This is a genomic window from Geosporobacter ferrireducens, assembly GCF_001750685.1.
Lineage (GTDB): Bacteria > Bacillota > Clostridia > Peptostreptococcales > Thermotaleaceae > Geosporobacter > Geosporobacter ferrireducens.
Genome location: NZ_CP017269.1, coordinates 988,331 through 1,014,978, shown reverse-complemented (window position 1 = coordinate 1,014,978; position 26,648 = coordinate 988,331). Strand labels below are relative to the sequence as shown.

General features: G+C 35.7%; 27 protein-coding genes, 1 pseudogene and 2 riboswitches. Of the genes and pseudogenes, 22 read left to right on the top strand and 6 right to left on the bottom strand.

The features are described 5' to 3' along the window. Positions 1 to 30: 30 nt before the first annotated feature. Positions 31 to 750: a nicotinamide riboside transporter PnuC gene (pnuC, locus tag Gferi_RS05170; RefSeq protein ID WP_207645798.1), complete on the top strand. Its 720-nt coding sequence runs from the start codon at positions 31 to 33 to the stop codon at positions 748 to 750. Further along, positions 743 to 1,771, top strand: a complete 1,029-nt coding sequence (nadR, locus tag Gferi_RS05165; RefSeq protein ID WP_069974566.1) for a multifunctional transcriptional regulator/nicotinamide-nucleotide adenylyltransferase/ribosylnicotinamide kinase NadR — start codon at positions 743 to 745, stop codon at positions 1,769 to 1,771. The genes pnuC and nadR overlap by 8 nt, the downstream gene beginning before the upstream one ends. 20 nt (positions 1,772 to 1,791) lie before the next feature. On the opposite strand, the gene Gferi_RS29405 is transcribed toward nadR, so the two are convergent. Then, entirely contained in the window at positions 1,792 to 1,953 is a 162-nt protein-coding gene (locus Gferi_RS29405; protein ID WP_207645797.1) for an AraC family transcriptional regulator, read from the bottom strand. Positions 1,954 to 2,059: 106 nt separating this feature from the next. Here Gferi_RS29405 and dpaL point away from each other — a divergent pair, with 106 nt between their 5' ends. The 3 genes from dpaL to Gferi_RS05150 all read left to right on the top strand — a co-directional run bounded on the left by dpaL (position 2,060) and on the right by Gferi_RS05150 (position 5,357). Continuing rightward, complete coding sequence (gene dpaL / locus Gferi_RS05160; protein WP_069974565.1) at positions 2,060 to 3,286, top strand: diaminopropionate ammonia-lyase; 1,227 nt, start codon at positions 2,060 to 2,062, stop codon at positions 3,284 to 3,286. Between the two features lie 26 nt (positions 3,287 to 3,312). Continuing rightward, positions 3,313 to 4,485, top strand: coding sequence for a YgeY family selenium metabolism-linked hydrolase (locus Gferi_RS05155; protein ID WP_069974564.1), 1,173 nt, complete (start codon positions 3,313 to 3,315; stop codon positions 4,483 to 4,485). Between the two features lie 371 nt (positions 4,486 to 4,856). Next, positions 4,857 to 5,357: a GNAT family N-acetyltransferase gene (locus Gferi_RS05150; RefSeq protein WP_069974563.1), complete on the top strand. Its 501-nt coding sequence runs from the start codon at positions 4,857 to 4,859 to the stop codon at positions 5,355 to 5,357. Between the two features lie 34 nt (positions 5,358 to 5,391). On the opposite strand, the gene Gferi_RS05145 is transcribed toward Gferi_RS05150, so the two are convergent. After that, a complete protein-coding gene (locus Gferi_RS05145) occupies positions 5,392 to 6,270 on the bottom strand; it encodes a PHP domain-containing protein (protein ID WP_069974562.1) in 879 nt (292 codons plus the stop codon). A gap of 201 nt (positions 6,271 to 6,471) precedes the next feature. After that, a riboswitch (Fluoride riboswitch) is annotated at positions 6,472 to 6,535 on the top strand. 130 nt (positions 6,536 to 6,665) lie between these two features. Here Gferi_RS05145 and Gferi_RS05140 point away from each other — a divergent pair. From Gferi_RS05140 to Gferi_RS05130, 3 genes are all read left to right on the top strand, one after another. After that, entirely contained in the window at positions 6,666 to 8,423 is a 1,758-nt protein-coding gene (locus tag Gferi_RS05140; RefSeq protein WP_069974561.1) for a dynamin family protein, read from the top strand. Between the two features lie 16 nt (positions 8,424 to 8,439). Further along, positions 8,440 to 8,829 (top strand): hypothetical protein, encoded by a 390-nt coding sequence (locus Gferi_RS05135; protein WP_069974560.1) that lies wholly within the window; start codon positions 8,440 to 8,442, stop codon positions 8,827 to 8,829. A 71-nt stretch (positions 8,830 to 8,900) separates the two neighbouring features. Beyond that, positions 8,901 to 9,740 carry a hypothetical protein gene (locus tag Gferi_RS05130; RefSeq protein WP_069974559.1) on the top strand — a complete coding sequence of 280 codons (840 nt, stop codon included), beginning with the start codon at positions 8,901 to 8,903 and terminating at the stop codon, positions 9,738 to 9,740. A gap of 80 nt (positions 9,741 to 9,820) precedes the next feature. On the opposite strand, the gene crcB is transcribed toward Gferi_RS05130, so the two are convergent. Continuing rightward, the gene (gene crcB / locus Gferi_RS05125; protein ID WP_069974558.1) at positions 9,821 to 10,246 is read right to left on the bottom strand and encodes a fluoride efflux transporter CrcB; all 426 of its coding nucleotides are present in this window, start codon (positions 10,244 to 10,246) and stop codon (positions 9,821 to 9,823) included. 60 nt (positions 10,247 to 10,306) lie between these two features. Next, positions 10,307 to 10,369: riboswitch (Fluoride riboswitch) on the bottom strand. A 597-nt stretch (positions 10,370 to 10,966) separates the two neighbouring features. On the opposite strand from crcB, the gene Gferi_RS05120 reads away from it, so the two are divergent. The 6 genes and pseudogenes from Gferi_RS05120 (at position 10,967) to Gferi_RS05100 (ending at position 13,926) form a co-directional block, all read left to right on the top strand. Next, positions 10,967 to 11,260, top strand: a complete 294-nt coding sequence (locus tag Gferi_RS05120) for an HTH domain-containing protein (RefSeq protein WP_069974557.1) — start codon at positions 10,967 to 10,969, stop codon at positions 11,258 to 11,260. Positions 11,261 to 11,268: 8 nt separating this feature from the next. Next, positions 11,269 to 11,406, top strand: a pseudogene (locus Gferi_RS29400) (helix-turn-helix domain-containing protein); the annotation flags it as partial. 102 nt (positions 11,407 to 11,508) lie between these two features. Continuing rightward, complete coding sequence (locus Gferi_RS05115) at positions 11,509 to 12,714, top strand: BglG family transcription antiterminator (protein ID WP_236932698.1); 1,206 nt, start codon at positions 11,509 to 11,511, stop codon at positions 12,712 to 12,714. 106 nt (positions 12,715 to 12,820) lie between these two features. Beyond that, positions 12,821 to 13,228: an NUDIX hydrolase gene (locus tag Gferi_RS05110; protein ID WP_236932697.1), complete on the top strand. Its 408-nt coding sequence runs from the start codon at positions 12,821 to 12,823 to the stop codon at positions 13,226 to 13,228. 60 nt (positions 13,229 to 13,288) lie between these two features. Next, a complete protein-coding gene (locus Gferi_RS05105; protein ID WP_069974554.1) occupies positions 13,289 to 13,516 on the top strand; it encodes a hypothetical protein in 228 nt (75 codons plus the stop codon). A 32-nt stretch (positions 13,517 to 13,548) separates the two neighbouring features. Next, entirely contained in the window at positions 13,549 to 13,926 is a 378-nt protein-coding gene (locus tag Gferi_RS05100; protein WP_069974553.1) for a hypothetical protein, read from the top strand. A gap of 146 nt (positions 13,927 to 14,072) precedes the next feature. On the opposite strand, the gene Gferi_RS05095 is transcribed toward Gferi_RS05100, so the two are convergent. Next, on the bottom strand, positions 14,073 to 15,341 hold the full coding sequence (locus tag Gferi_RS05095) for an IS110 family RNA-guided transposase (protein WP_069974552.1): 1,269 nt from the start codon (positions 15,339 to 15,341) through the stop codon (positions 14,073 to 14,075). Positions 15,342 to 15,686: 345 nt separating this feature from the next. After that, positions 15,687 to 17,393, bottom strand: coding sequence for a diguanylate cyclase (locus Gferi_RS05090; protein WP_330389591.1), 1,707 nt, complete (start codon positions 17,391 to 17,393; stop codon positions 15,687 to 15,689). Between the two features lie 624 nt (positions 17,394 to 18,017). Between Gferi_RS05090 and Gferi_RS05085 the strand changes: the two genes are divergently transcribed. The 5 genes from Gferi_RS05085 to Gferi_RS05070 all read left to right on the top strand — a co-directional run bounded on the left by Gferi_RS05085 (position 18,018) and on the right by Gferi_RS05070 (position 21,612). Next, a complete protein-coding gene (locus Gferi_RS05085; RefSeq protein WP_069974550.1) occupies positions 18,018 to 18,908 on the top strand; it encodes an SPL family radical SAM protein in 891 nt (296 codons plus the stop codon). 121 nt (positions 18,909 to 19,029) lie between these two features. Continuing rightward, a complete protein-coding gene (locus Gferi_RS29395; protein ID WP_169833047.1) occupies positions 19,030 to 19,185 on the top strand; it encodes a hypothetical protein in 156 nt (51 codons plus the stop codon). A gap of 8 nt (positions 19,186 to 19,193) precedes the next feature. After that, on the top strand, positions 19,194 to 19,376 hold the full coding sequence (locus Gferi_RS05080; RefSeq protein WP_069974549.1) for a hypothetical protein: 183 nt from the start codon (positions 19,194 to 19,196) through the stop codon (positions 19,374 to 19,376). Positions 19,377 to 19,550: 174 nt separating this feature from the next. Continuing rightward, positions 19,551 to 20,462 (top strand): bifunctional helix-turn-helix transcriptional regulator/GNAT family N-acetyltransferase, encoded by a 912-nt coding sequence (locus Gferi_RS05075; RefSeq protein ID WP_069974548.1) that lies wholly within the window; start codon positions 19,551 to 19,553, stop codon positions 20,460 to 20,462. A 187-nt stretch (positions 20,463 to 20,649) separates the two neighbouring features. Next, entirely contained in the window at positions 20,650 to 21,612 is a 963-nt protein-coding gene (locus Gferi_RS05070) for a D-aminoacyl-tRNA deacylase (RefSeq protein ID WP_069974547.1), read from the top strand. 39 nt (positions 21,613 to 21,651) lie between these two features. Here the strand turns inward: Gferi_RS05070 and Gferi_RS05065 are convergent, their stop codons facing one another. Further along, positions 21,652 to 22,623 (bottom strand): arsenic resistance protein, encoded by a 972-nt coding sequence (locus tag Gferi_RS05065; RefSeq protein ID WP_069974546.1) that lies wholly within the window; start codon positions 22,621 to 22,623, stop codon positions 21,652 to 21,654. 573 nt (positions 22,624 to 23,196) lie between these two features. On the opposite strand from Gferi_RS05065, the gene Gferi_RS05060 reads away from it, so the two are divergent. The 3 genes from Gferi_RS05060 to Gferi_RS05050 all read left to right on the top strand — a co-directional run bounded on the left by Gferi_RS05060 (position 23,197) and on the right by Gferi_RS05050 (position 26,371). After that, the gene (locus Gferi_RS05060; protein ID WP_069974545.1) at positions 23,197 to 24,354 is read left to right on the top strand and encodes an iron-containing alcohol dehydrogenase; all 1,158 of its coding nucleotides are present in this window, start codon (positions 23,197 to 23,199) and stop codon (positions 24,352 to 24,354) included. Positions 24,355 to 24,669: 315 nt separating this feature from the next. Then, positions 24,670 to 25,017 carry a PadR family transcriptional regulator gene (locus Gferi_RS05055; RefSeq protein ID WP_069974544.1) on the top strand — a complete coding sequence of 116 codons (348 nt, stop codon included), beginning with the start codon at positions 24,670 to 24,672 and terminating at the stop codon, positions 25,015 to 25,017. Beyond that, positions 25,004 to 26,371 (top strand): FtsW/RodA/SpoVE family cell cycle protein, encoded by a 1,368-nt coding sequence (locus tag Gferi_RS05050; protein ID WP_069974543.1) that lies wholly within the window; start codon positions 25,004 to 25,006, stop codon positions 26,369 to 26,371. The genes Gferi_RS05055 and Gferi_RS05050 overlap by 14 nt, the downstream gene beginning before the upstream one ends. Positions 26,372 to 26,648: the final 277 nt, after the last annotated feature.

The window sequence follows — 26,648 nt, the reverse complement described above, 5'->3', positions numbered from 1 at the left end:
CGCAATGCCTATCCTAAAGGGGGAGTTTTTGTGGGAAAAAGAATAATGGAGCGGTTGGTCAAAGGCCTGAAAGACTGGAGTTTATTTGAAAAAATGTGGTTATCTATTTTTACATTTGTAACAATCTATTTATACTTTTCCTGGGAAGATACAATATTAGGTCTTATAGCTTCTCTTACGGGGATGCTGTGTGTCGTTCTGGTTGCGAAAGGAAAAATTTCAAATTATTATCCGGGGACAGTGAATGTTATTCTATATGCCTATATTGCATATGAGCAAAAGTATTATGGAGAAGTTATGCTGAATCTGCTGTATTTCTTACCCATGCAGTTTATCGGCTTTTATCTATGGAAAAATAATAAAGTTCAACGGACTGCTGCAGAGAAAGTAAAAATAGAAATGATGTCAAATAATGCAAGAATCCTATGGACAGTGGTTTCCTGTGCTGGAATATTTGGTTATGGGCTTATATTGAAACGTATGGGAGGAAATCTGCCATTTGTTGATGCAACCTCAACCGTTTTATCGATTATTGCCATGGTTCTAATGGCAAAGAGATATGTTGAACAATGGATATTATGGATTATCGTTGATGTGGTCTCCGTTATTATGTGGTTTGTGGTTTTAGCGAAAGGTGGAAATGATATTTCCATACTTATTATGTGGACTGCATATCTAGTGAATGCAATATATGGTCAAATAAACTGGATGAAACTTCATCAGGAGCAAATGAGGGTGTGCTATGAATAGTGTTGGCTTTATAGGGGGAAAATTCTTACCGCTGCATATGGGGCATGTTTATGCTATTGTAAAGGCAGCTTGCATGTGTGATGAATTATATGTGGTCTTATCCTATAGTAAGGCTAGGGATGCCGCATTGTGTAAAGACTTAAAAGTAAAAGAAATGTCCCGGGAGATAAGGCATAGATGGTTAACACAGCTGACAAGAGATATGGAAAATGTTCGGGTGATAAAAGTAGAAGATACGTACGATAGCGATGAAACCTATAATTGGGAAGAAGGAGCCTGGCAAATTAAAAAAGCTATAGGAAAACCCATTAATTATATCTTCAGTTCAGAAAATAGCTATGGAGAAATTTTTACAAGATTATATCCGGAAGCAAAACATGTGGTTATAGACAGCGCAAGACACAGATATCCCATTTCGGCAACAAAAATAAGAGCTGAAGGAGTGTATAAGCATTGGGAGATGCTTCCTGATTTTGTAAGGTCATATTTTATTAAAAAAGTAGTCATAGTAGGAACTGAAAGTTGCGGAAAATCCACACTGACGCAATATCTGGCAAAGCTTTATAACACAACCTATGTAGAAGAGTATGGCCGGACAATATGCGAAGAATTGGGAGGTTATGAAGATATCCTTACAAAAGATATTTTTTCGCAAATTGCTTATAAACATAAAGTGTTAGAATATGAAGCGTACAAGAAAGCCAACAAAGTGGTCTTTATTGATACAGAAGCCATTGTTACCCAATATTATTCAGAGTTATGTCTTGGAGAAAGTAATCCCGTAGTGGATAGTGTAGCTGAAGATCAAGACTATGATTTGTGGATCTACTTGGAACCGGATGTTCAATGGGTTAATGATGGACTGCGAACATATGGTGAAGAGAAAACCAGACATGAGAATAATCTAAAACTCAAAGAAATGCTAAAAAACAGAAAAATTGAATTTGTCAGTGTGCGTGGAACTTATATAGAAAGATTAAATAAATCTGTAGATCTAGTAAATAAGCTCTTAGAAATTTGAGAATTGGACAAAATATTAGATCAATCAATGCCTTCAGACAATGTAGTACAATAGTTTGGGAATTCTTTTGGCGTATAATTTGTTTGTTTACGAAATTTTTCAATATAATAACTTACACTGCCAAATCCAACTTCAGCAGCAATTTCTGTAATAGATAAATTACTCTTTCTTAATAATATCACGATATTATTTGCTGATAAATTGATAGAAACTTCATTTAAATCACTCTATAATAATAACATAATTATATTTTGTATTAAATTAAAATATTGTCTGGAGGTGACTGGTATGAGAGAAGTGAATGCAATTCAATATGTTGCAAATGAGAATGGGAGAAAAATAAATAGCAAGAGAACATCTGTAGAATTTTTGGATAAGGAAGTCGTTAACAAGGTTAGATGTTTCCATAAAAGCTTTCCGGAATATGCGGTAACACCACTTCAAAGCTTAAATGCGCTGGCTAAAAAATTAGGTGTTAGCAGTATATGGGTGAAAGATGAATCCTATAGGTTTGGGCTCAATGCTTTTAAGGTATTGGGAGGGTCTTATGCAGTAGGTAAGTATTTGGCAGAAAGACTAAATATGGATATTTCAGAGCTTTCTTTTGAAAAATTAAAATCTGAAGAAATAAAAGAAAAGCTTGGAGAAATTACTTTTGTTACGGCAACAGATGGCAATCACGGAAGAGGAATTGCTTGGGCTGCAAGACAATTGGGACAAAAGGCAGTTGTATTTATGCCGAAAGGGTCTTCAATAATAAGATTAAATAACATAAAAAATGAAGGAGCAGAAGCGAGTATAACCGGCCTAAATTATGACGACGCGGTAAGGCTAGCCAGCAAATACGCAGAAGAACACAATGGTGTACTGGTACAGGATAGTTCTTGGGAAGGTTATGAAAAAATTCCAACTTGGATTATGCAAGGCTATGCCACACTTATTGATGAAGCGATAGAGCAGATAAAGGATGAGGACAAAGATAATCCCACTCATGTATTTCTTCAAGCAGGAGTTGGCTCTTTTGCAGGAAGTGTATTGGGATATTTAGAAGCTGTATTTGGAGAAGACAGACCGATTACCACTATTGTTGAACCAAATGAAGCTGCATGTATATATAAATCGGTTAAAGCGAATGATGGAAAGCCCCATGCAGTAACCGGTTATATGCCGACGATTATGGCAGGGCTGGCCTGCGGGGAGCCAAGCACTGTTGCCTGGGGAATATTAAGAGACTATGCGGATATGTATATATCTTGTGCTGATTCTGCAGCAGCAAGGGGAATGCGGATACTTGGAAATCCATTGGCAGATGATCCTAAAGTCATATCTGGAGAATCTGGGGCAGTGGGTTTGGGAGTTTTAAGCTTAATTTTGCAAGACAATCATCTAAAAGAAATGGCTGAAAAATTAAATATAAACAAAGATTCAAAGATTCTTCTTATAAGTACTGAAGGAGATACCGATCCGGAAGGTTATAGAGAAATCGTGTGGGATGGCATGTACCCATCTTTTTAACAAAATGGTATAGGGGGTTAAGAATTATGATAAAACAGATTATGAATGCGCTGGCTGCATCGAAAGCAGAATTAGTGAAATTTACTCAGGATTTGGTCAGAATAAAAAGTTATTCTGGTCATGAAGAAGAAATTGTAAAGTTTATAGCGAAAAAAATGAATGAGCTGGGATATGATGAAGTAATTATAGATGCTATGGGGAATGTGGTAGGAAGAATTGGAAACGGTGAGAAGGTGATTATGTTTGACTCCCATATTGATACAGTTGAAGTGAAGGACGAAGAAAAGTGGGATGTTCCACCTTTCAGCGGTGAGATTGTAGACGGAAAACTCTATGGCAGGGGCTCTGTAGACATGAAATCTGGAGCTGCTGCCTCGATATATGCCGGTGCAATCGCAAAGAGATTAGGATTGGATGCCGGAAAGACTATTTTCGTTTCTTGTACTGTATTTGAGGAAGATTGTGATGGAGAAAACCTAAAGTATTTCTTTAAAGCATATAAACTAAAGCCGGACTACTTTATTACTTGTGAGCCATCTGACAATAAAATAGTTACGGGTCATAAAGGTAAAGCACAAATTTCTATTAAGACGAAAGGGATTTCCGCCCACGGCTCGGCACCTGAAAAAGGCAAGAATGCAATTTATGAAATGGCTGAAATCATTCAACGGGTAGAAAAGACGAATGAGGAGCTCATGAAAAAAGACGGACCAAGAAGAACCCTTGTGATGTCCCGAATCTCATCTGTAAGTGTATCTTTAAATGCTGTACCCTCAGCATGTGAAGTATACTTGGATAGAAGAATGGTAGTAGGAGAGACTGAAGACACAATCAAAACAGAAATGGATAAGATCATAGAGGGCAAAAATGCATCATGGGAAATAGGGACAATTTATAGAAAAAGCTGGACAGGTATGGAGATTAAGTATGAGCCTTTTCACTTAGCATGGAAAATTGACTTAAGCCATGAGCTTTCAAGAGCATGCATTGAATCATATCAAGAGAACTTTGGAAGTGCTCCAGCGTATGATTATTGGGATTTTAGTACCAATGCAGTAACAACGGTAAGTATGGGCATACCTACAATAGGATTTGGACCAGGCGTATATAAGTTAGCCCATTGTCGGAACGAAAACTGTGAAGTAAGTAAAATTGTCGATGCGTGCAGCTTTTATGCAACAGTAATTCATAAATTATAAACTGAAAGTTATTAGCTAAAGAAATTCGGAAACATGCAGCTATGCATGGAGGAACGCTTCTTTTTCTGGAGGACATGCAGACTGTCCCGAATATGAGGCAGGCAGGTTTGTCCCTACGATCCTGGCTGGATAACCGGGATTATCAGATAACAAAAAATGCTGTGGGGAGAAACAGTAATATATTGATATGGATGGAAAAATTTAGTATAATATGAGTAATTTAGTGAGTGTGCCTAAACAATTAGTTGTGAGCGGTACAGGGAATATTCCTACACGCATTAAAAAACCTTGCGGAGTCACTGATCAGGTGATTCTGCGGGGTTTTTTTATTTTCTGGAAAAGGTATTGGGATATCAAAAGGAGGTTATAAAATGTTGATCAAGGAAATTCTCGATAATCCCCAAAATATTGAGTTAGTTAAAGCAACAACTTCTGATGCAGAGGCAATACTGGAAATGCAGATAGCATGCTTCACACCCCATTTTGAGCATTATCAAGATTATGCAACAAGCCCTGTAAAGGAACCCCTTGAAAAAATGATTTTTCGCATCAACTATGAAAAAGGCAGCTATTTTAAAATCATGGCTGATAGTGTACATGTGGGATGCTTATGGATTTATGAAAAACATTCACAAATTTATCGAATTGGGATCATCTACATTTTACCTCAATTCCAATGCAAAGGGATTGGGAAAAAAGCATTGGAAACAGCTGAACACTTATTTCCTGAGGCAAAAGTTTGGGAACTTGAGTGTCCTGAAGATATAGTGATTAATCGCATTTGTTATGAAAAAATAGGATATCGGTACACTGGAGAAACAAAAGTTATCAATGAAAAGTTAACACTTCTATATTATCAGAAAGATATTTGAAGCTATTAGAATTAAGAAGCTTTGGCGTAGATGTCTATATCATATTATTTGGAAGCCATGGTTCTAATATCTCATATGGTATTTTTGCGTCAATGATGCTTTCTCCAATTTTAACATTGGGTTTAATTTTTCCGTGATAATCACTTCCGCCTGATGCATAAAGTTTGTTTTCATTACAATAGTTGAGCAGATACTTTGTCGTATCAGTTGTATGTAGAGAATGGTAACATTCTATTCCGTCAAGTGCATTTAATGACATCATTGAATTCAGAAATTCTTCATGATCATCTACAAAATATCCATAAAGATGGGCAAGGAATGCCCTACCCCCTGCTTTTTTAATAAGAGCAGCAGCTTCCTGTATTGTGGGATAATTTTTCATTGGATCAAGAAAAAATGGACTGTTCCCATTAGTGACGCAAGTTCTGTAAAAGGCATTGACACTTTCCCATATTTCTTTAGTGAAGTATTTTTCATTTTCAGGGTATTTTCTAAGATCAGAATGCATTATCTGTGTTGCAAAATATTTACCGCCTTTAACGGATAGATTATCACTATATTTAAGATTAAGATCTCTGCATACTTCCATCATTTTTTTGAGGTAAGCATTTTCTCTTTCCAGGAATTTTTCATCTGATACGATTCCTGCTGAACTTATTGTATCAAGGTCTATACCGTATCCTAATATTTCAATAGGTTTCCCCTTGTGGACAACAGAAAACTCACAGCCAGGAATAATTTTACCCTCAAAATAGTTGTTTACTTTCATCTCTCTCAACTTTTTATAAGCGCCAATGGAGTCATGATCTGTAATCGATATATATTTTAGACCTAATTGCTGTGCCTTGATAAGAATATCTTCAGGTTCATCTGAACCATCTGATGAGGTTGTATGAATGTGCAGATCTATCATTTAACCCAGCCCCTTGTTTTTATTTATACAACTTTATTTTATATCACTTTACAAATGATGGCAAATGCAAATAGATCCTTTCCTACCAAGATCCATAAAACAAATGGTCTTCAGTTAAACTTTAAGGATTATCTAATTGTAATCTAGCGTTAAGTAGGATATAATATACTTGTAAAATTGATTGAACAGAGTGACAATATGAATGGTAAAGGTGATGGAGCTCACCATAAACATTGCTGCGGCAATTAATGGCTCCTACTAAGGATATCTTTAGTAGGAGCCTCTTTATGTTTTTGGAAAGAAAATGATTCTTTCTTAAGTGTTAAAGTATCTCATTCATTGAATACTATCTATGAGACAGAAAATGGATCATACCAGGGTTGGGAGTGATATCATTGCTTAAACAGTTTAATGTGTTGATCAAAGAATACTCAGATATTGCGAATGACCTTGCAGCTTTGGCAGAAAGGCTTGAAAATCCTGCACTGTTTAACAGTTTCAAGAGACAGTCGGAAAAAATAAAAAATACAGAATTTCATGTGGTTGTCATAGGTCAATTCAAAAGAGGTAAGTCTACCTTAATCAACTACTTTTTAGGTAGCGATATCTTGCCTACTGGAGTAATACCCATAACGTCTATCATTACGAGGATCAGATATGCTTTATCTCCAAAGGCTGCTATACACTATAAGGATCATAGGAGCATGGCGACCGATATAAGACAAATCGATGAATATATTTCAGAGCAAAAGAACCCTAAAAACGTAAAAGATATAGATATTATTGAGATATACTACCCGTCGGACATTCTTAAGAATGGGGTTGTATTGATAGACACACCAGGCATTGGCTCGATCCACAAGCACAATACAGACGAAGCCTATCGCTATTTGCCAGAAGCTGATGCAGCGATCTTTCTTACTTCATCTGATGCACCAGTTGGCGAACTGGAAATGAAGTTTCTACAGGATGCAAAGGAATATTTTCATAAGATATTCTTTCTTCAGAACAAAATCGATTATCTTAGTCTGAAAGAAAAACGTGAAAGTATAGCCTTTTCAAAGGAAATGATCTCAAAGGTTTTAGAATCAGATATAAAACTATATCCGATCTCTGCAAAGCAAGCCTATGAGGCTAAACAAAGCGGAGAAACCAATCGCCTTATAGAAAGTGGTATGAAAGCATTTGAAGAGGATATGGAAATATTTCTACTAAAGGAAAAGGGACACTATCTCCTGACAAGCTATGAAGAGAAGCTTTATGGAATGATCAAGGAATTGGAGGAAAATATTGATTTTAAGACTACTATACTCAATAGTCCTGTTCAAACTTTAGAGCAGCAGCTAAGCCTTTTTAGAGGTAAAGTAAAAGACACAGCAACATTAAAGAAGGAAGCGTTAGCTCTAGTTGAAGCAGATCTAAAAGAGATTATTGAAGATTTGGAAGCTCAGATAAAGGAGTTTCGGGCAGTACAAGCTGAAGAAATCAAAGAAAGACTCGAAAGTATATTTGACCAAAACAAAGAAATGAATGGGAAGGATCTACCAAAACTACTAAGTCAAAAGCTTGAGAACTTTGTGGAGGAAGCCTATACAGATTGGGACAAACGGCAGATAGAAAGCTTAAAACAAGCCTATCATGGGATTATTGTGCGATTTACCGGCAAGCTAAACCAAGGAATTGACCTGGTAAATGAAATAACCTATGCAGTATTTAAACTGCGTCTTGCAGAGCCCATTGGTGAATTTGACCTAATAGATAAGGATACCTTCTACTTCAAGTTTGGAAGCTCCAGTCCTGCATTCCTAGGTCCAAGACTAAGGGATTTCCTTTTCCTGATGCCAAAGGGATGGCGAAATAGAATCATCCTTTCAGATATTATGAAAAGGGTTGATGAGGAACTAGAGAAAAACGGAAACAATCTAAAGTGGGATTATGTCAGCAAAATAAAAGACAGCAAGTATATATTTGAACGGGCCTATCAAGGACATATCGATGATACCGTTGCGAATATACAGGGAATTATTCAAAAGACGATGGAACTTAGAAGTCAAAAGAAAGAAGATATACAAACCCAATTGCTTTACTATGAGCAGTTAAGGGATCATTTGTCATCAATCAAGATAAGAATGGAAGGCTTGAAAGAAGCTTAATAGACGGAGGTTATCCATGAACAATATTTTAGAGCAGCTGGATGAAGAGTATAGAGAAAGGACAAAGGCATATATGGAGGAACAGGGCTTTTCAGAAGATGCGGCGATAAGAAATTTGATGATACTAGGATTGAGTTTTTATTATAGTCAATCGCAAATTCATGAGGTGATGCGAGAAGATGATGCAGATATCCTGTTGCGCAGAGCACTGATGGAGGCCAATGCAAAATACAGCTCCTTAAAATTCAATTATTATGAAATAAAAAAAGACTACGAACGTATGAAGCTTCAGGTCTCTGGCCTAATCCATGAAAATAGGCAGTACCAAGTCAGCTATCAACATGTGGTAGATATCGTTGAGGAATATCGTAAGGAACTAGAGATCTATAAAAAAGAAAACGCATAAATTGACAAGAAGAAAATAGTTTATTTATTAGTTAAAAATTATATATTTAAGATTTTCGAGGAGGAATATATATGCCTTCTGATATGTTTAAATGGGCGAGGAGAATAGAGGGATTTGAGGATATTCCTAATCATTTTAAGGAATATTTCCAGGTTTTTGTTAAAGATGATGGTTTGCCATATACTATTCTGGCACCTGAACACAGGCGGGGGAGAAGAAAGGCCAATGAGAAGATGATTTGCATACATGAAAAGTACATCAGTTATTTGGAGAGGAATAATCATAAGATTGTACACAAAGTCTATCCACTGGAAGATATTATCCAAATTGAGCATGGAAAAATACTGCTGTACTCATGGATTAAAATTAGTGCGTGTATTGATAATGCTCTGGACTGCTTTATTGTTGAATATAACACAGTTACTGAGTTTTTGTTTGCGGAAGTGATTACTATAATTAGAACCTCTATAGGTACACTAAATGAATTATTATATAAAAAAGAAAAAAGTGATATAGACAAAATTGAGCTTTTAGAATATAAGTTTAAAAATTATGCCCGATACTGTTTGCTTCCTGAGTCAGAAGTTATTGGTCTCGTTTTTCAACAAAAAATTAAGAAAAGGTGTCTAGGCTTCCTTCATAAGAACATCTCACCGACACACCTAGTGATGTTGACGAATAAGGAACTAATTATTATAAAAGAGGATGACAAAATGACTAAATCTACAAGCGCCTATTGTCAAATATATAACTATATACCCTTAAATAAAATAAAGATGCTTACAGTAAATAGAGATAGTGGGACAATGATTATGCTAAGGATTCAACTCATAAATGAAACCCGAGTTCAGATAAAATATGAACCGGCTCAAGAAAATGCCCTTTATCAAATGACCAATTTATTTCATTGAGGGTCTTCCACTTGGCCTGTATAAAAAATAATAGAAAATAAAGGCCCTTTATTCTCTGATTATTTTTGAATATATTTCTTCTATAAGTTCCGCTGAGGGCTTTCTACATATTGTGGATGGGTTAAATGAATCGCTATCTTGGCAATTTCATACCCGATCCAAACTGCAGCAATTCCCAAAGTAATATTCATAGTTGTATTCAAAATGGCAAGCCTGTAGTTTGATTTCTTAAGCATTTCTAAAGTTTCAAAAGATAAAGCGGAAAAAGTAGTGAAGGCACCCATCATCCCCGTACCCAGAAAGAGTTTTATAAGTGGCACTAAGTCTTTACTTTCTGTGGCATAACACATGATTATTCCAAGTAAAAATGAACCTAGAATGTTAACGATAAGTGTTCCGTAGGGCAGGTTTTCTTGAAAGTGTCTGCAAGCCCAATCAGAAAGCCAAAAACGAAAATTACTCCCTAGAAAACCACCCAGTCCTAGTATCAGGATTTTTAATTTCATGAAACAGCCTCCCTTAAAGGTTATCTTTTTCAAAAACAAACAAAACTCCTACTAAAGTAAACTTTAGTAGGAGCCATCAATTGCTAAGCAATATTAGTGGTGAGCCCCATCACCTATTGAAATTATAGTAAAATTATACACTAAATCCTTTAGGAATGAAATGAATATTTTTAAAATTAAAAGAAATATTCTGCAGAATATAAAAATTGATTTAGACCAGATGCACATTAATAGAAAAAGAGGAGGCCCTATGTGTCTTCCCGAAAAAGAAGCGGACAGATACGCAGGTCTGCCCCTGCAGTTTTAGATGGATAATAGGCTTTCTTAGTCACGGACCTATATGGTAGAGCGATTGTCAAAAGGCGGACTATCTGGCAAATTCTTTGCCGGCCCGGTTAAAGGCTGCTTAAAAAAGCAGTCTATTTTTTATATAATTAGGAAAGTTCTACTTTTCTATTATATAAAAAATAGGGGTTGTAGGGGATGGAATCCCCTGCCGCCTTCAGGAAGGTGCTCAGACAGCTTTGCTGTCGTCGAAGGAAACCTAGGGTTTCCTAGCGAAAGCGTCGTAGACGCTCTTTTTATCTCTATTTACTGGGCAAGTACTTTGTAATGGAGCTTTTTTGCCACATTCATTGAAAGGATTTTGTGTAATACTAAGAAACTAAGTCCGTATAATTAAATCAAAGGAACCAAAATTTCAGGCAAAGAGGGATGAGAATGGTACCGTTGACTAAAAGGCAAAAGGACATAGTAGAATACCTGACAGGCACTGATGATTATGCAAAAATAAAAACACTTTCCCATGAATTTGGAGTAAGTGAGCGGACTGTCAGGTATGACCTTGATGTTATCGAATGCTACCTGAAAAGTGAGGGTTTCGAGCTTGTTAAAAAGCCAGGGGTAGGAATCAAAATACAAACCTGCCGGACATCGTTAAAAGGCTCTCTCGTATTCTCTCAGACCTTACCCATAGGATCTTCTCCCCGGAGGAAAGAAGTTTTCTTATTATAATATACCTCATGACTTCACCGGGAGGTATTACCATAGATAATCTGGCAAACCTGCTGCAGGTCAGTAAAAACACTATTTTATCAGATCTTACCGAGGTAGAAAAAAACCTCTCCGAATTTCACATTTCATTAAACAGAAAAACCAATTACGGTCTGTCAGCAGCGGGAGAAGAGGAAAACATAAGAAATTCTTTTACCTGCCTTTACTATGAGGGTATCAGGAAAAAATTCATTATAAGGGATCAAATAATGGATTTATTAAACATTTCACGATTTAACATACAAAACATCATCTGCTCTATGGAACGGAGAATGGATACATCCTATTCCGATATCTCAAAGGAGGAGCTTGAAATATCTATAGGATACACATTGAACAGGGCTGAAAATGGCAGACATATTTACTACAGTGAGGATGTGAGAACTAAATATGCCAACAAAAGGGAATACAGCACCCTGTTAAACATGCTAGATTCTGCTGGTTGCTCCAGTCTTCTCAACGAGAGTGACCGCTGCTACATAGTCAGAATGTTTATGGGGGCCAAAATAATTAATGCCATAGAATCAAAGGAAAATTCACCTGAAGATGAGGAAGCAAAGATAATTTCAAAGCAGATCATTCAGGATGCAGAGGAGTACCTTGGAATAGACTTCAGCGATGACTATGAATTAATAAATGGTCTGGCACTGCATCTGAAAGTAGCTTTTCACAGGCTAAGGAACGATCTTCTTATAGAAAATCCTCTAACGGATCAGATAAAATATAGAATTCCTTTCATATATGAAATATCATCTAAAATACTTGGAAAATATGAAAAAATGCTGGACCTCAGCTTTCCTGATTCAGAAACAGCGTATATAGCAATGTATCTTGGAGCGGGATTTGAGAAAAAGACCCAAAATGGATTTATGCCAAGGGTATTGGTTGTCTGCGGCAGCGGATTTGCTACTTCTGGAATTCTGAGCACAAGGCTTGGAATAATGCTTCCGGAACTTAAAATAACGGGACCGGTTACAATAGATTTAATTCCCGAGAAGTTGAGTCGAAACACAATCGACTTTATAATATCCACAGTAGATTTAAAGGTAGACGGATATGAGGTTATAAAGGTTAACCCACTGCTGGATGTTTCTGATATAGAAGAGATTAAAAGTCTCATATTTAAAAATACATATAAAAAGCAGTGCGACTATCTTATAAAAAGATATGATATCCACCGGGACAGTAAAGTATTTATCAAAAACCTTCTGTCAGAGGACAATGCAAAGTTTAATGTAGAAGCGGATAACTGGAGGAATGCTGTAAAAATTGCAGCAGCGCCGCTGGTGAAGAAACAATATATTTCCCGGGAATATGTTCAATCCATAATAAAGGCAGTTGAAAGGCTGGGACATTATACTATAATAAAATCTATATTGAAGGCTGAAGCTGAAAGGGCTTTGGAATCATTTTAAAAATTTTATTAAGCGGCAGAAAATGACGATATTTCTATTAAAAGATTTGGGAAAGTAGAGAATAGTCATATTTAGTGTTATAAGTTAGGATTTAAAGGGGTGGATTATGGTAGTTAATTTTCATGAGATAGGCAGTATCAAGGAAGAGCGATTGAAATTTGTTGTTATTCCGGCAAGGTACAAAAATAAGTGGATTTTTGTAAGACATAAAGACCGGGAAACCTGGGAGATGCCAGGCGGTCACATTGAAGCCGGAGAGTGCATTATTGAAGCTGCAAGACGAGAGTTGTTTGAAGAGTCTGGAGCAGTGGAATTTGAGGTAGAACCCCTATGTGATTATTCTGTCTCAAGGGAGGATGTTACTACATACGGCAGGTTATTTATAAGTAATGTTACCAAGCTGGGACCTTTGCCGGAAACGGAAATTGGCGAAGTTAGATTGTTTGACGATATACCGGAAAGCCTAACTTATCCAGCTATACAAGGTTTATTATTTAAGGTGTTGGAGAAATAAATATAAAATGAAAGAATCCCCTTGGAAAAAGGGGATTTTATAGTTTAGAGAAGAAATTTTATGTCTAAATCTAAAGCATTTAAAAGATTAGTTGGAACTACTATGGCAAAAGACGCTGGCAATAGCAAAGGTTTAAGTCATCTGTATATTCTAATATGGATTTTTACTATGCTTACTACCATGTTAGAATATTGGGCTGTTATTAAGAAAAAAGTTATTTATCAAAAAATGGCTTTACTAGATACTAGTATGCAGAGGGTATACTTTAGCGGAAATAGAAGAAAATAAATTCAGAAAATACTTTAGAAGGGTGATGGAAATTGGAACTACGAGAAAATGTTATTATACCGCTAGGTTATGGAAAGTATGTCCGATCGGATAAAATAGTCGCCATAGAACCGATTGAAGAAGAGCGGGGACCGGGACGTAGGACGAGGGTTTATATAGAGGATATGAAAACTCCTATGATTGCTTCTAGAACGGAAAATTCCATTCTAGCAAGCATTGTAGAAATACCAAGGGAAGTTTTGGAAGCTACGGCAGCAATGGAACTCCTCCAGGATATATTGGATGACCTTGAAAGAATTGGTCCCATGCTTCGGGCAAGTATAAAAAAAGAAGCGGAACTGGATCTAAATAAGATTGAAAAGAGAATCGAAGAGATATTAAAGCATGAGATAGAACTCGAATCTAGATAATTGTGCGACAAAGACCAGCTAACTGATGTCAAGAGTAAATTTAAAATAACGATTTACTGATAAGGGGCATAGGAATCAGCCCTTTTATTCTGCCGAACTTTTTAAAAGAGCTAAAGTAAAATATTCAGTTTAGCTAATACATTTCTCTAGGCTACTATCTTCACATTAGACCGATGCATTTTCACTTGCTCTTCAGGCGTGATTAAGACAAATGGATTCTCATTTTTAAGTACAGAAAATATGATCCTTACGAGTTTGTTCATCACTGCTCCTAAAGCTTGTTTTTTAGCTTTGATCTGTATCTTTTTGTGATAGTAGTCATAAATAACTTTGTTGACGTACTGCCCGTTAGGGTTTTGTCTAATGGCTACTGTGGCTGCAATATAGAGTGCCTTGCGAATAAATCTAGATCCTCGCTTTGTAAATTTATTCTTTGTCCCAATGAAGTTACCTGATTGTTTAACGGATGGGTCAATGCCACAATAGGCTACAAGCTGCTTAGAACTTTGAAACCTTGCAATGCTTCCAATCTCTCCAGCTATGATAGGAGCTAGATTTTTACCTATACCAGGAATACTACGAAGTAGCTGAATTGCAGGTATGTTGATTGCTAAAGCCTCTATCTTTTTATCTATCAAATCAAGTTGTTCATTAATATGCTTTAAATGATTTGCATAGACAATGATGATTTGTTCATAGGCAGTTAATAGAATTCCAGTCTCCTTCCCTTCCTGTGCACTCTTCAGAATGAGTTCATATTTTTTCGTAGCATAGGCCATAGATGTTCTCGAGGTAGTTCTGACGATTTGAACAATATCATCTTTGGTTCCTTCTAGAAAAGATGTTGGAGACGGATAACGAACTAATAATTCTAGGGATGTTTTACAGGAAATACTTTTAAAAACCTTTGTAAATCCGGGCATAACCTGTTCGATAGCAGCTTTTAACTGATTCATTACACTAACTCTTTGCTCTGAAAGATGATAATGGGTACGGGTTAATATCTTTAGGTTCTCAAGGTACTCATCCTGCATTTGATGTTCTTTTAAGTTCATAAAGAAGTACATCTTTGCAAGTTCCTCAGCGTCTACCTTATCTGTTTTGACTTTCCTAACCGTGGAATTTTTGATAGAATGAGATAGGAGAGGGTTAATTAAATATACCTTCAAGTTATGGCGTGTGAAGAAGTGGACGAGGCGATTTGAATAGTGACCAGTGGATTCTAAGACGATTACTGGTTTCCTATTAAAGGCTTTCTCCACTTTTTCTATTTGGTTGATGACTGAAGCTAGTCCTTCTCCTGTGTTTAAAGCCTTAAATGGTTTGAGATAAGTTTCACCTGTTGGAGAAAGCGCAGCATAGTAGCAAAAGTCTTTTGCCACATCAGCCCCTATTACTGGAAATTCTCCTTTCATATGAAATTCCTCCTTAGTATAGTTTTGAAGGATTATCCATTCCATTCCCTAGAGATTACAGCCTTGCGCGTTAAACGGGAATAAGTGATCCCAACCAGCCAAAACGTATATGCTTTTGAAATGGAATAATAGTCTGAATGTCGGGTATAGAAAATTCTTCCCTGGGACGGTTACATTTATATCCTTCAAAATGCATATACCCTTTTTGATGATTGTTCGGACTTTTAAAATCTTAAAATGAATAATCCTTCTAACTACATATTACAAGGGACGGTTCTCAATTGTCGCATTTTTCTTTATTCAGGGATATTTTGCGACAATCAAGAACCATCCCTTTGTCGCGTTTTATTCAGTTGTTAAGGGCTTCCAAATGCTTACTTGGTTCTTTCCTTTCTGCTTTGATTCTAGTGATGCTTTATCTGCATTTTTTATAAGTGCCTCTTTATCATAATGAACATCAGCCAGAGAACAGATGCCTACGCTAATGGTTATGTTAAAGGACTTAGACATAGTCTTAAATTTATTTAATACCCATTTATCAGCAATCCACCTTTTAAAGCTTTTACGAAGTATATTGTCATCTTTAAACGAGCTTTCTCCTAGGGCTTCTTCATCTGTCTTTTCCTTTTCATCCTCTATTTTAAACTCATGAGCCGAAATCGTATTTTTTATTCTTTCCATAATCGTACTTGCCTCTTTAATATCCGTATTAGGCAAGATAATAGAAAATTCATCGCCGCCGTATCTCGCTATTATATCATTTGGACGCAGATTATTTTGCATAACATCTGTGATCTTCTTTAACAGAAGATCTCCAACAGGATGTCCATAGGTATCGTTATACTGTTTAAAATTGTCAATATCGAGCATTACCAGAGAGAGGTGTGCATTATATAGTTCGGCCTGTTTAACATATTCATCAAGGACTTCTTGAAAATAACGGTAATTATACATATTTGTCAGGCCATCTCTTAAAGCCAAATTTTCTATATTTTTATATAACAAGGCATTTTCCAAAGCAGTAGACAAAGGCGTAACCGCACTATTAATAAGTTCTATTTCGTCCTTTGATAATACATTCTCTGCATGAACATGTAAAATTCCTATACAGTTTTTCATAGATAAAAGTGGAATTGAATATGCATACCCATCATTTATTTTTATCCCCACAGGATATTTTTTATGAAAGGCTTCCTCTATAGTTCCATTAAGTTCTAAAAGCTGTTGGTTTTTTTCAACAATTCCATAAGATGCAATAATCTTTAGGCTGTTCGATTCTTCATCAGATACGGCTAGAACACATGACTGTGCGCCTATAACTTCTGCTATTGTTTTTACACCTATCTCAGCTACTTTATTTAAATCTACGGAAGCGGTTATTTTCTTCGTCAGCTCAAAGAGAACCTGATTGTTTTGGTTTTCTTTTTTTAGCTTTTCCGTTAGTCGGGCATTGTTGATTGCTAGTCCGATTTCACCCGATATTGTATTGATCAGTTTAAAATCCGAATCTGTAAAATATGAAATTTTTTCACTTCCTAAAACCAATACACCCAGTACTCTTTCATACATTTTGATGGGGATTGTGATTTGAGCCTTTGTATTGTCTACACACCGTATATATCGATAATCCCGTTTGACATTTTGTGTCAGCATTCCCTCACCTTTATGAACGGTCCAGCCCACTAGGCCTTCTCCGATTCTAAAGCTTTTCTTTTCAATATTTTTTTCTGAAATATTAGAATGTGATTTTAATGTAAGTTCATCACCATCTAGCAAAAATATTAGTCCAAAATCAGCATTCGTATGAGTCGTAAGCCTGGCCAATATTATATCTAAGAGCTCCTGAAGAGAGGCGGAGGTATGTATTGCCAGTGCTGTATCATATAAAATTCTATTTTCAAATTGTAATATTCTCATTTTCCTGCCAATCTTATCTATTTCATCAAAGATGGATATAATATTTACCAACTTTAGATCTCCAAGAGATTTTTCATTATTAATACATAGGGAGTCTCCTTGAATTTCTTTTATTTTTTTATAAAGCTTTGTCACCTTACGCATCAAATATATGGCTGGAAAAAAGGCAAAAGACACTATAGCAAAAATAAAAAGAAACAAAGTGCCGGACTGCCAATTTTCAAATGAGGGTATTATTTTTTGCTGTATTAAAATAATTGACAAAATTGTAATGGATAGAGTAAAGATGATAAGACTTAAATATATTTTAAATATTAAATTTTTACGCACTATGCTTTACCGCTCCTTTTCATGGCAAATTCCTTTAAATAGTATATATACATTTTTAAAGAGCTTGGACCCTATAATAACGAAATTTAACTTTCTGTAGACTATCTAAAATAGTAATTAAGGCAAAAGGAATAATATCTATCATTATTCTACATGTTTTTCTATATGTCTACAATTATTTTCTACTATCACGTAAAAATATGAATAACCGTTTTAAATGCAAGCAGTTATATGGAAAATTAGTAATTGCAACATAAATACCATAGTGAAAGAGGAGGGGAAGTTTCGCTTGTCTTCTTTTTATCACTATGCTACTCTTAAACAGAGATGTTAAGTGGTATCGATAGCAAGAACAAAGAGATATCATATAAATTAAATGCGAAGGGGTAAAGCTTTTTAAATGCTTTATGAGATAGTGGGGTAGGATAAATGGCGAATTACAAAGAAATCAGTTGTTCTGTAGCTTGCAATAAGCTAAAAAGAAAGATTCCATTTGCATGGGACTTGAATATATATCGTGGATGTGAGCATGGATGCAAATATTGCTATGCTATGTACTCACACAAATATTTAGATTCTGAACAATATTTTGAAGATATATATGTAAAAACGAATATTGTAGAGGCATTAGAAAAACAATTAAGGAGTTCTTCCTGGAAAAGAGAGGTAGTTAATATCGGCGGTGTAACCGACAGCTATCAGCCAATAGAAAAGCAATACAAATTGATGCCAGAGATTTTGAGGCTTATGATAAAATATAAAACCCCCTGCATAATCTCTACAAAATCAGATTTAGTTTTAAGGGATTATGATTTAATTGCAGAACTAGCGAATATTACATATGTTAATATTGCAGCGACGATCACCTGTATGGATGAAAATATTCGCAGAAAGATTGAACCTAATGGTGCTCCTTCACTTAAAAGATTTGAAATCCTTAAAGCGTTTTCAAAAACAAATGCATCTACAGGACTTCATTTTATGCCCATTATTCCATTTCTTACAGATGGATTTGAAAATATAGATTGCTTATATTCTCATACTTCTGATTGCAATGTTGATTATGTTTTGCCTGGAGTCCTTTATTTAAGAGGAAAAACCAGGGAAGTGTTTTTTGACTTTGTAAAACAGGAATTCCCCAATTTATATGAGCCGCTACAAACCTTGTACAAAAAAGGCGGAGCCGGTAAAGAATATAAGGATAAACTATATATAATGATAAATGAATTAAAGGATAAATATGGACTTTCCAGTAGTTATAGTAAGCCTATGAAAGAAAAAATGAGTAAGTCCTCAAGTAAGCAGTTATCTTTTTTCTAAGCGTTCATATTAATATTTTTTAAGCAATCCCAGGAAGACGAGGTAGGTTTGGGACCTTTTAGTATAGCAAATTATACAGGAGGACTTCACCGTAACCGTTGATAAGATAAACAAAACACCAATGTCATTTATTTTGCAGTATACGCAACAAACGCCTAAAGGGTACCTACTAAATGATTTGAACCTCGTGACCACCGAATTAGTAGTGAAGGATGATTTAGGTAATGTTTACGAAGGACAAGGCAATGGGGGCATGGACATATCCCAGGGATTATAAATTGGAGTATGACCTTTGGGAAGTTAGATGAAAAAGCAACAAAATTAATTGTTACACCAAAAATATATTTTTCTACCAATCGAGGTGAGGTTTCCTTTGATGAGAAGGGGAATGAGACAAAATTAGAACCAATACAAACAATGGAAGATAGAGAGGTTATCTTAGAGGATATTGTTGTTGAGTTACATTAGAGACGCAGTGCGACAGGGGGCACTGCTCTTAATCATATATTCAGAATGACTTTCTTATGGAAACGTGTTAAAATACAAAATGGGATAATGTTGATTTTATCTAAAGATTAAGTCTTTCAGTACTGCCGGTTAGTAAAGTATGAATCTACTAATTGCTTCGTTGGAGGTGTGATTATGATTTCTGCAGATATGATTGCTGAGATTATGGGATTTAATAGATTCTATTCAAATATTTTAAATCTCCTGAACAAGCAGATTATGGCTGAAGGATATTCCTTAACAGAAACTAGAGTGCTCTTTGAGATTGGAAAAACAGACAGATGTACTGCTAACATATTAGTAAATCAACTTGATATCGATAGGAGCTATATGAGCCGTATGATTGCGAGGTTTGAAAAAAAAGGCATTATAGATAAAACCCAATCACCTACAGACAGCAGGATCAACTATATCAGACTTACTGAAAAAGGCAGACATGACTTTAACCGGCTAAACGACATGCAGAGTGAGCAAATCACTCATCTGTTTCACAAAATGAATGAAGAGGATCAAAAACTTATTTTTGATGCAATGATTATGATTAAGAATAAATTATCAGATGTTACAGATGTTATCAGTATCCGGCCATTTACCCCAAGCGACATAGAATATGTTATTTCACGGCATAAGACGTTGTACTATGCCGAACGGCATCTATCAAATGTATTTTTTAATTACGTTGACCGGATTGTTTACCAATTTGCAAATAATTTTAACCCGAAAACGGATTGTTTGAATATTCTCGAATGTAATGGAAATCCTGCCGGGAGTATTGCTGTAGTGAAGGCAGAAGATAAGATTGCCCAAATACGTTTCTTTATGCTGGAACCGGAGATGCGCGGTAGAGGATATGGTAACAAACTCATGGATATGGCCCTTGACTTCTGCAGAGAAAAGAAATACAAACATGTCTTTCTATTAACAATCAGTGCACAGGTGATCGCAAGGCACATTTATGAACGTCGCGGATTCAGGAAAACTGACAGCTATGACAAGTCAGAATGGGGAGAGAGCGTGGTGGAAGAACGCTGGGATTTAGAGTTGTGATAAGCCAATAATAAAAAATAGCATATTTATGTTTAAACACAAGAACTTGATAAATCTTCTTGTGTTTTTTTATTGTATAGATAACGAAAATTAGTTGACTGAGTCCTGGAAATTAACTATAATAAATTGTAGACTCAGTCAACTAATTATGCTAGATACAAGAACCGTAGAAAAGGAGAGGTATAATATGTTAAAAAACAAAAAAGCAGTATATTATATTTGCAATAATGATTCTTGGGGACATGTCAGTATGCATGTGTGGAATATTCTAGAGCAAGAAGGTTATCTGAAGGAGCAGGCTGGAATTACCTTTGCAGGAAAAGAGGTCATGAAATACATAGATCAAAATAATAATGAATTTTACTTTGTTCCCATGAGTACAGCTGTATGCTTGGATTATCCGCATTTTCTGCCGGAAATGAATCGGTACTTTAGTGATTTTGATATCTCTGGCATGGTTACTTGGCATGAAGGTTCGAATGCACCCTCCAATGTATTAACCGTTCACTCTTTGGGAGATGTAAATTCAGGTGTATTTGGAGCTGTGAAACCAAGATATATGCGTAATCTAATGCTGGCAATGAATCGGAACAAAAAAGAGCTGGGTTTGGATGATTATCAGGTTGTTACAGAAGCAACGCACTGGTCAGGTGTACATGAGGAGCAGGGTGCCCCCCATCTATTGACGAAATATCCGGTGGCGATGATGGATATTGAAATTGGAAGCGATGAAAGCAGTTGGAATAATATTACAGCGTGTAAGGCTCTGGCACATTCTCTGACACAAATATTTGTAGATGATGAAAAAAGAGTACATAATTTGCTTTGTATCGGAGGGGTTCATTTTGATCCGAATTTTGCAGAGGCAGTTTTTACAGAATGGGGCAATGAGGCTTTCGGAGTATCTCATATCATGGCAAACCAATGGCTGGTATCAGGTGCATATGAAAATGAAACTGGTTTTGAACGGGCATGTGCCTGCATTGACTCTATTGATGGTGGCATAGAAGCAATTGTATTCCATGATAAATTAAAAGGCTGCTATAAAGATTTGGTACGCAAGCTAAGCGAAAAGTATCAGATTCCTATTTACAGACATCAAAAATTGAGAAATCCGGAAGAGATGGAATTCACACAGGGGATTAAATAAAATAAGGGGATGTTTCGGCATCTCCTTTTTGTAAGTGTTTTAGGAATAAGCTCTAATATATCTACCTCTCATTCTTAACAATACTTGTGATACAGCAGTCAAAACAGGCAATTCAATAAGTGGACCAATGATTAAAGCTAAGGCAATCATGGGTTGATCAGGAAATGATGCCACTGCAATCGCTAAAGCAATAGGAGAGTTTCGGGCAAGCGTAGTAAGATTAAAAGCTGCCGCATCCTCATATTTAAATTTTAAATAGCGGCTAACCAGCTGCCCTATAACAAAGTTCGCCGCAAAGAATATGAGCACAGGAACCAGCAATATCAGCATAATTTTAGGGTGATCTAAAAGTATAGTGCTTTGAGATGCAAACATTGCTATAATAGCAAGATTTAAGAATATCATCTGATTCAGACCGATTTTAGATAATATTTTCTCCTTTAGCCATGCATCATTTTTAAATCTTAAGGCCAGTCTTCGGAGAAGATTAGATGAAATAATTGGAATAATTAAAACCAGGAATACCCCATAAAACAGGCTTATAGGATCGATGGTTATGACAGAGCCGCCCAATATAAGTAAATATAAGGGCAATAATGTTAACTGCAAAATAAAATTAAGGGGCAGGATAGACGTACCTAAAGCGACATTTCCTTTTGAAATACCCGTAAAAACAAGATACCAATCGGTACATGGAGTAACCATTAGCATCATAAAACCAATCCAGAGCGGAGGCGTTTCACGTAGGAAAACATAGCCTAAAGCCCATGCAAATAATGGAGTCCATATAAAATTTATACAGAGACTGGCAACGGTAAAATGGATTTTAGTAAAAGAATTTTTTATATCTGATAGAGGGATTTGTATAAAAACTCCCGTTAACATAATCATGAGAAAAGGGATAATAAGGTGTTCAGCATAAAGCTGAAAGAAAGATATTTGTCCTAATGTTACACCAATAAATACAGAAGTTAATACAATAAGCGATTGATATTTTTCAGTAAAGTTCATGACGGCCTCCTGGGATAGATATTTTTCATAAAGAGTTTATCATAAAATTGCAATTACAAAAAGATGTGATGAAAACAAATATCATTTAATGGTGATAAGCAATTTCAATCGACAAAATGAAAATGACTGCTCAAAGGATAACAGCGATCTAAGTCAGTATCATATACACTCATATTTTAGAACAGTTATAAAATTTCAAAAAAACAAGTGCGACAGGGGTACAGTTCTTAATTGCCGTACTTTTCTTTATTTAGGAGTATTTTGCGACAATCGAGAACTGTCCCCTTGTCGTGGTAATAGAGTGTATGCGGAACCATATCAAATTTACTATATTTCGACTTTTAGTATGATAAAAGGAAGGCGGTATGGGGGTGTTCTGTAAGTTTTTTATTACCAGGTTATTTTGTTCAGGAGTACCTATATTACGTTTACTATTTCTGTTATATTATAATTAGAATATTATAATGATTCAGTTTAGTTGTTTTGGAAGAGTAGTATCTGAAACAATATTAGCTCCTGTTTTCTAGATCCACAGATGTCAATAATAATATAAAATAAGGGGGAGGAGAAAAAATGATTGGTCTTTTTGATTTTATATTACCCACAAAGATAAGATACGGTGCAGGCATCATTAAAGTATTAGGGGAAGAACTGGCCTTATTAAAAGCAAAAAAGATAATGATAATAACGGATAAAGGTCTTGTGAATGCAGGCATGGTAAAAAAGATTACGGAAATCATTGAAAAAGAAGGTATGAACTTCATCCTATATGATGAAATTGAGGCAAATCCAAAGGATTATAATGTAGAAGCATGTGCGCAAAAAGCTAAAGAGGAATCCATTGATACCTTAGTAGCCTTTGGCGGTGGAAGTCCAATAGATGCCGCAAAAGCGGTAGCCGTTTTAGCAAAGCAAGGCGGAAAGGCAAGGAATTATCAGGGAAAGGGGAAAATCAAAGATGATTGCCTGCCTTTACTAACCATCCCTACAACAGCTGGCACTGGCAGTGAGGTAACCTTTTCTTCGGTTATAACAGATACACAGGAAAAGTTTAAATTTACGATAAAAAGTACGGCAATAGCAGCCAAAACAGCAATAATAGACCCTGAACTTACGCTGACGGTTCCACCTAGTATTACAGCTGCTACGGGTGTAGATGCGTTAACCCATGCGATAGAAGGCTATACAGCAAACTGCACGGAACCTATTGCTGAAGCCGTAGGCTTATATGCAGTTGAATACATATCCCAAAACATTGTGGAAGCTGTTAAGAATGGTGGAAATATAGAAGCCAGGGATAAAATGATGATGGGAAGCCTTTTGGCCGGATTATCTTTTAGTCATGCGGATGTTGCGTCCGTGCACTGTATGGCAGAAGCACTGGGCAGTATTTACGATGCACCTCATGGCATGTGCAATGCCATACTGCTCCCTTATGTGATGGAGTACAGCCTGTCCGCAGCAGAATTTAAATATGCCAGGATAGCGAGAGCTATGGGTATAGAAGAAAAAGATGATTTTAAAGCCGCGATGAAAGGCATAGAACATATTAAAAACTTGTCAAAGAAAATAGGTTTACCAGGGATAAAGTCATTGAATGTGAATCCTGAGGATTTTGAACTGTTAGCAGAAATGTCTGTAAAAAATGGTTCTAATGAGAGCAATCCAAGAGAAATAACTAAAGATGCCTATGTTATGCTATTTAACAAGGCATATACGGATGGGGACTAATATTTGAGAAAAAAGTGAACTTTTTTTGCAATATAGTTGACACCGGTTAAAAATATGATAGCTTATGTATACTTAATTTTTACAAATTAGAGTACTCTAATATGGTCCTTGACTAAACAAATATAATAGCATTTTTAAACAACTGCCTCTTCTGATGAAAAATCACAGGGGGCTTCTTCTATTTTTGGAAGAAGTGCTAAAGTATACCATTTAAATTAGATCGCATCTTTTTTATTTGATTTGTTGTTGACATATATAGATGATCTACATATAATTTATATATAGATCATCTATATATAGAAAGGAGAGGGAGTTATGACTATTAACAAAAGTTTGCTGACCGGTAGCACAACAATGCTGATATTAAAATTACTTGAAGATCAGGATATGTATGGATATCAGATGATTGAAGAACTTGCAAAAAGATCAGATAATACATTTTCGTTAAAGGCGGGGACACTTTATCCCTTGTTGCATACCCTCGAGGAGCAGGAAATGATAAGCTCTTATGAGGAAAATGTAGATAGTGCAAGGGTGAGAAAATATTATAGCATCACCAAAAAAGGCAAGGGAATGCTCTCTGAGAAAAAAAACGAATGGCAAGCTTATATTTCTGCTGTTAATCAGGTTTTGCAAGGAGGTAAAAATTTTGAAACAATCTAGTAAAATAAGTGAGTACCTAAAGGCTGTTTGTGAGCAAATAAGATGGAAAAAGGCCCATGAGGTCATTTCAAAAGAAATTGAAGATCATATTATTGATCAAAAGAATGCATTTGTAGTTAATGGATTAGATGAAGAAACAGCAACAGAAAGAGCAATAGCGGAGATGGGGGACCCAATTCTTGTTGGATCAGAATTCGATAGAACCCATAGACCCAAAATTGAATGGAGCATAATTATATTAACTGGTATTACACTTTTGATGGGGCTTGCTATTAGAATATTTATTAGCTATGATTTTGATATGCAGTGGATACTGAATAAGAGTATCATTAGCATAATACTCGGTATAGGATGTATGATAATTGTCTATTTTTTAGATTTTACAACTATAGGGAAATACCCTAGAGCCTTCTATTTTAGTATTCTTGCCATAACAATTGGAATTATGATCGTATCGCCGGCGGTCAATGGACGATATCAGCATGTTGAGTTTATATTATTGCTTTTTCCAACAGCTTTTGCAGGAATAATTTACAGCATGAGATCTAAAGGGTACCTGGGAATTATTTTGAGCGGAGGGTATGTAGTTGTACCTATATTTATAGGTAGGCTTATCCCAAGTTTATCAAGCGCCATTTTATATTCGGTGGCTTGCCTTATATTAATAACATTAGCTATTTTAAAGGGATGGTTTTATGTCAATAAGTTAAAAGCGATGTTGCTGGTTTACATACCAACTGTTATTATAGCGATGACTAATATTTATATATATATTTCTAAACCTTATCGTTTGAACAGACTACGACATGCTTTTAATCCGTCTCTCGATCCGATGGGTGGAGGATATTTAGGAGCAATAATAAAAGATATAATTAAAGGAGCTAAATTTTTTGACCAAGGAGAATTGACGTATTCTAATGGCGTTAAAGCGGTATTGCCGCAAATACATACTAATAGTTTGTTAACATATTTAATTCATGAGTTTGGCTGGATTTCGTTTATTATCATAATGACAGTTATTTTGACATTAATCATTCGTTTTTTAAGGCTTTGTTCTAAGCAAAAAAGTGTTTTGGGAAAATTGGTATCTACATCTGTTTTGATAACTTTTACAATTCAGGTTGTACTTTATGTAGTATTTAATTTAGGGTTTCCACTATATTCTCCACTGACGTTGCCACTTATTTCTTATGATACAACAGGTACAATAATAAATATGATTCTAATTGGAATAATGCTTTCAGTGTTTAAATCAGGCTATTTAGTTCGGGATAATACGATAACAATGAGAAGAAAGAATAATTTGTTTGAAGTCAATGATGGCAAAATAATTATAAACTTGAAGAGTAAGTAGTAATAAAAATGATTAAAATAGACATGCCCTTGATACATGGCCGTTGCAAGGATAGCTAGGATGATTACACTGGTCATAAGCAAGTCTAATATTGTAGCAGCTCTTGTAGGGATTGGAAATTTCGTTATGATTACAAGCAGGTGAACTATGCCCGATTTTCCGGGAACACAGAACTTATTACCTAATTCTTGTGTGTCCGGAAAATCGGGCATAGTTCAGAACTCTGAGAACTTAGAGACAGGACATGCATCTGAAAAATTGTGTCTATATGTAGTAA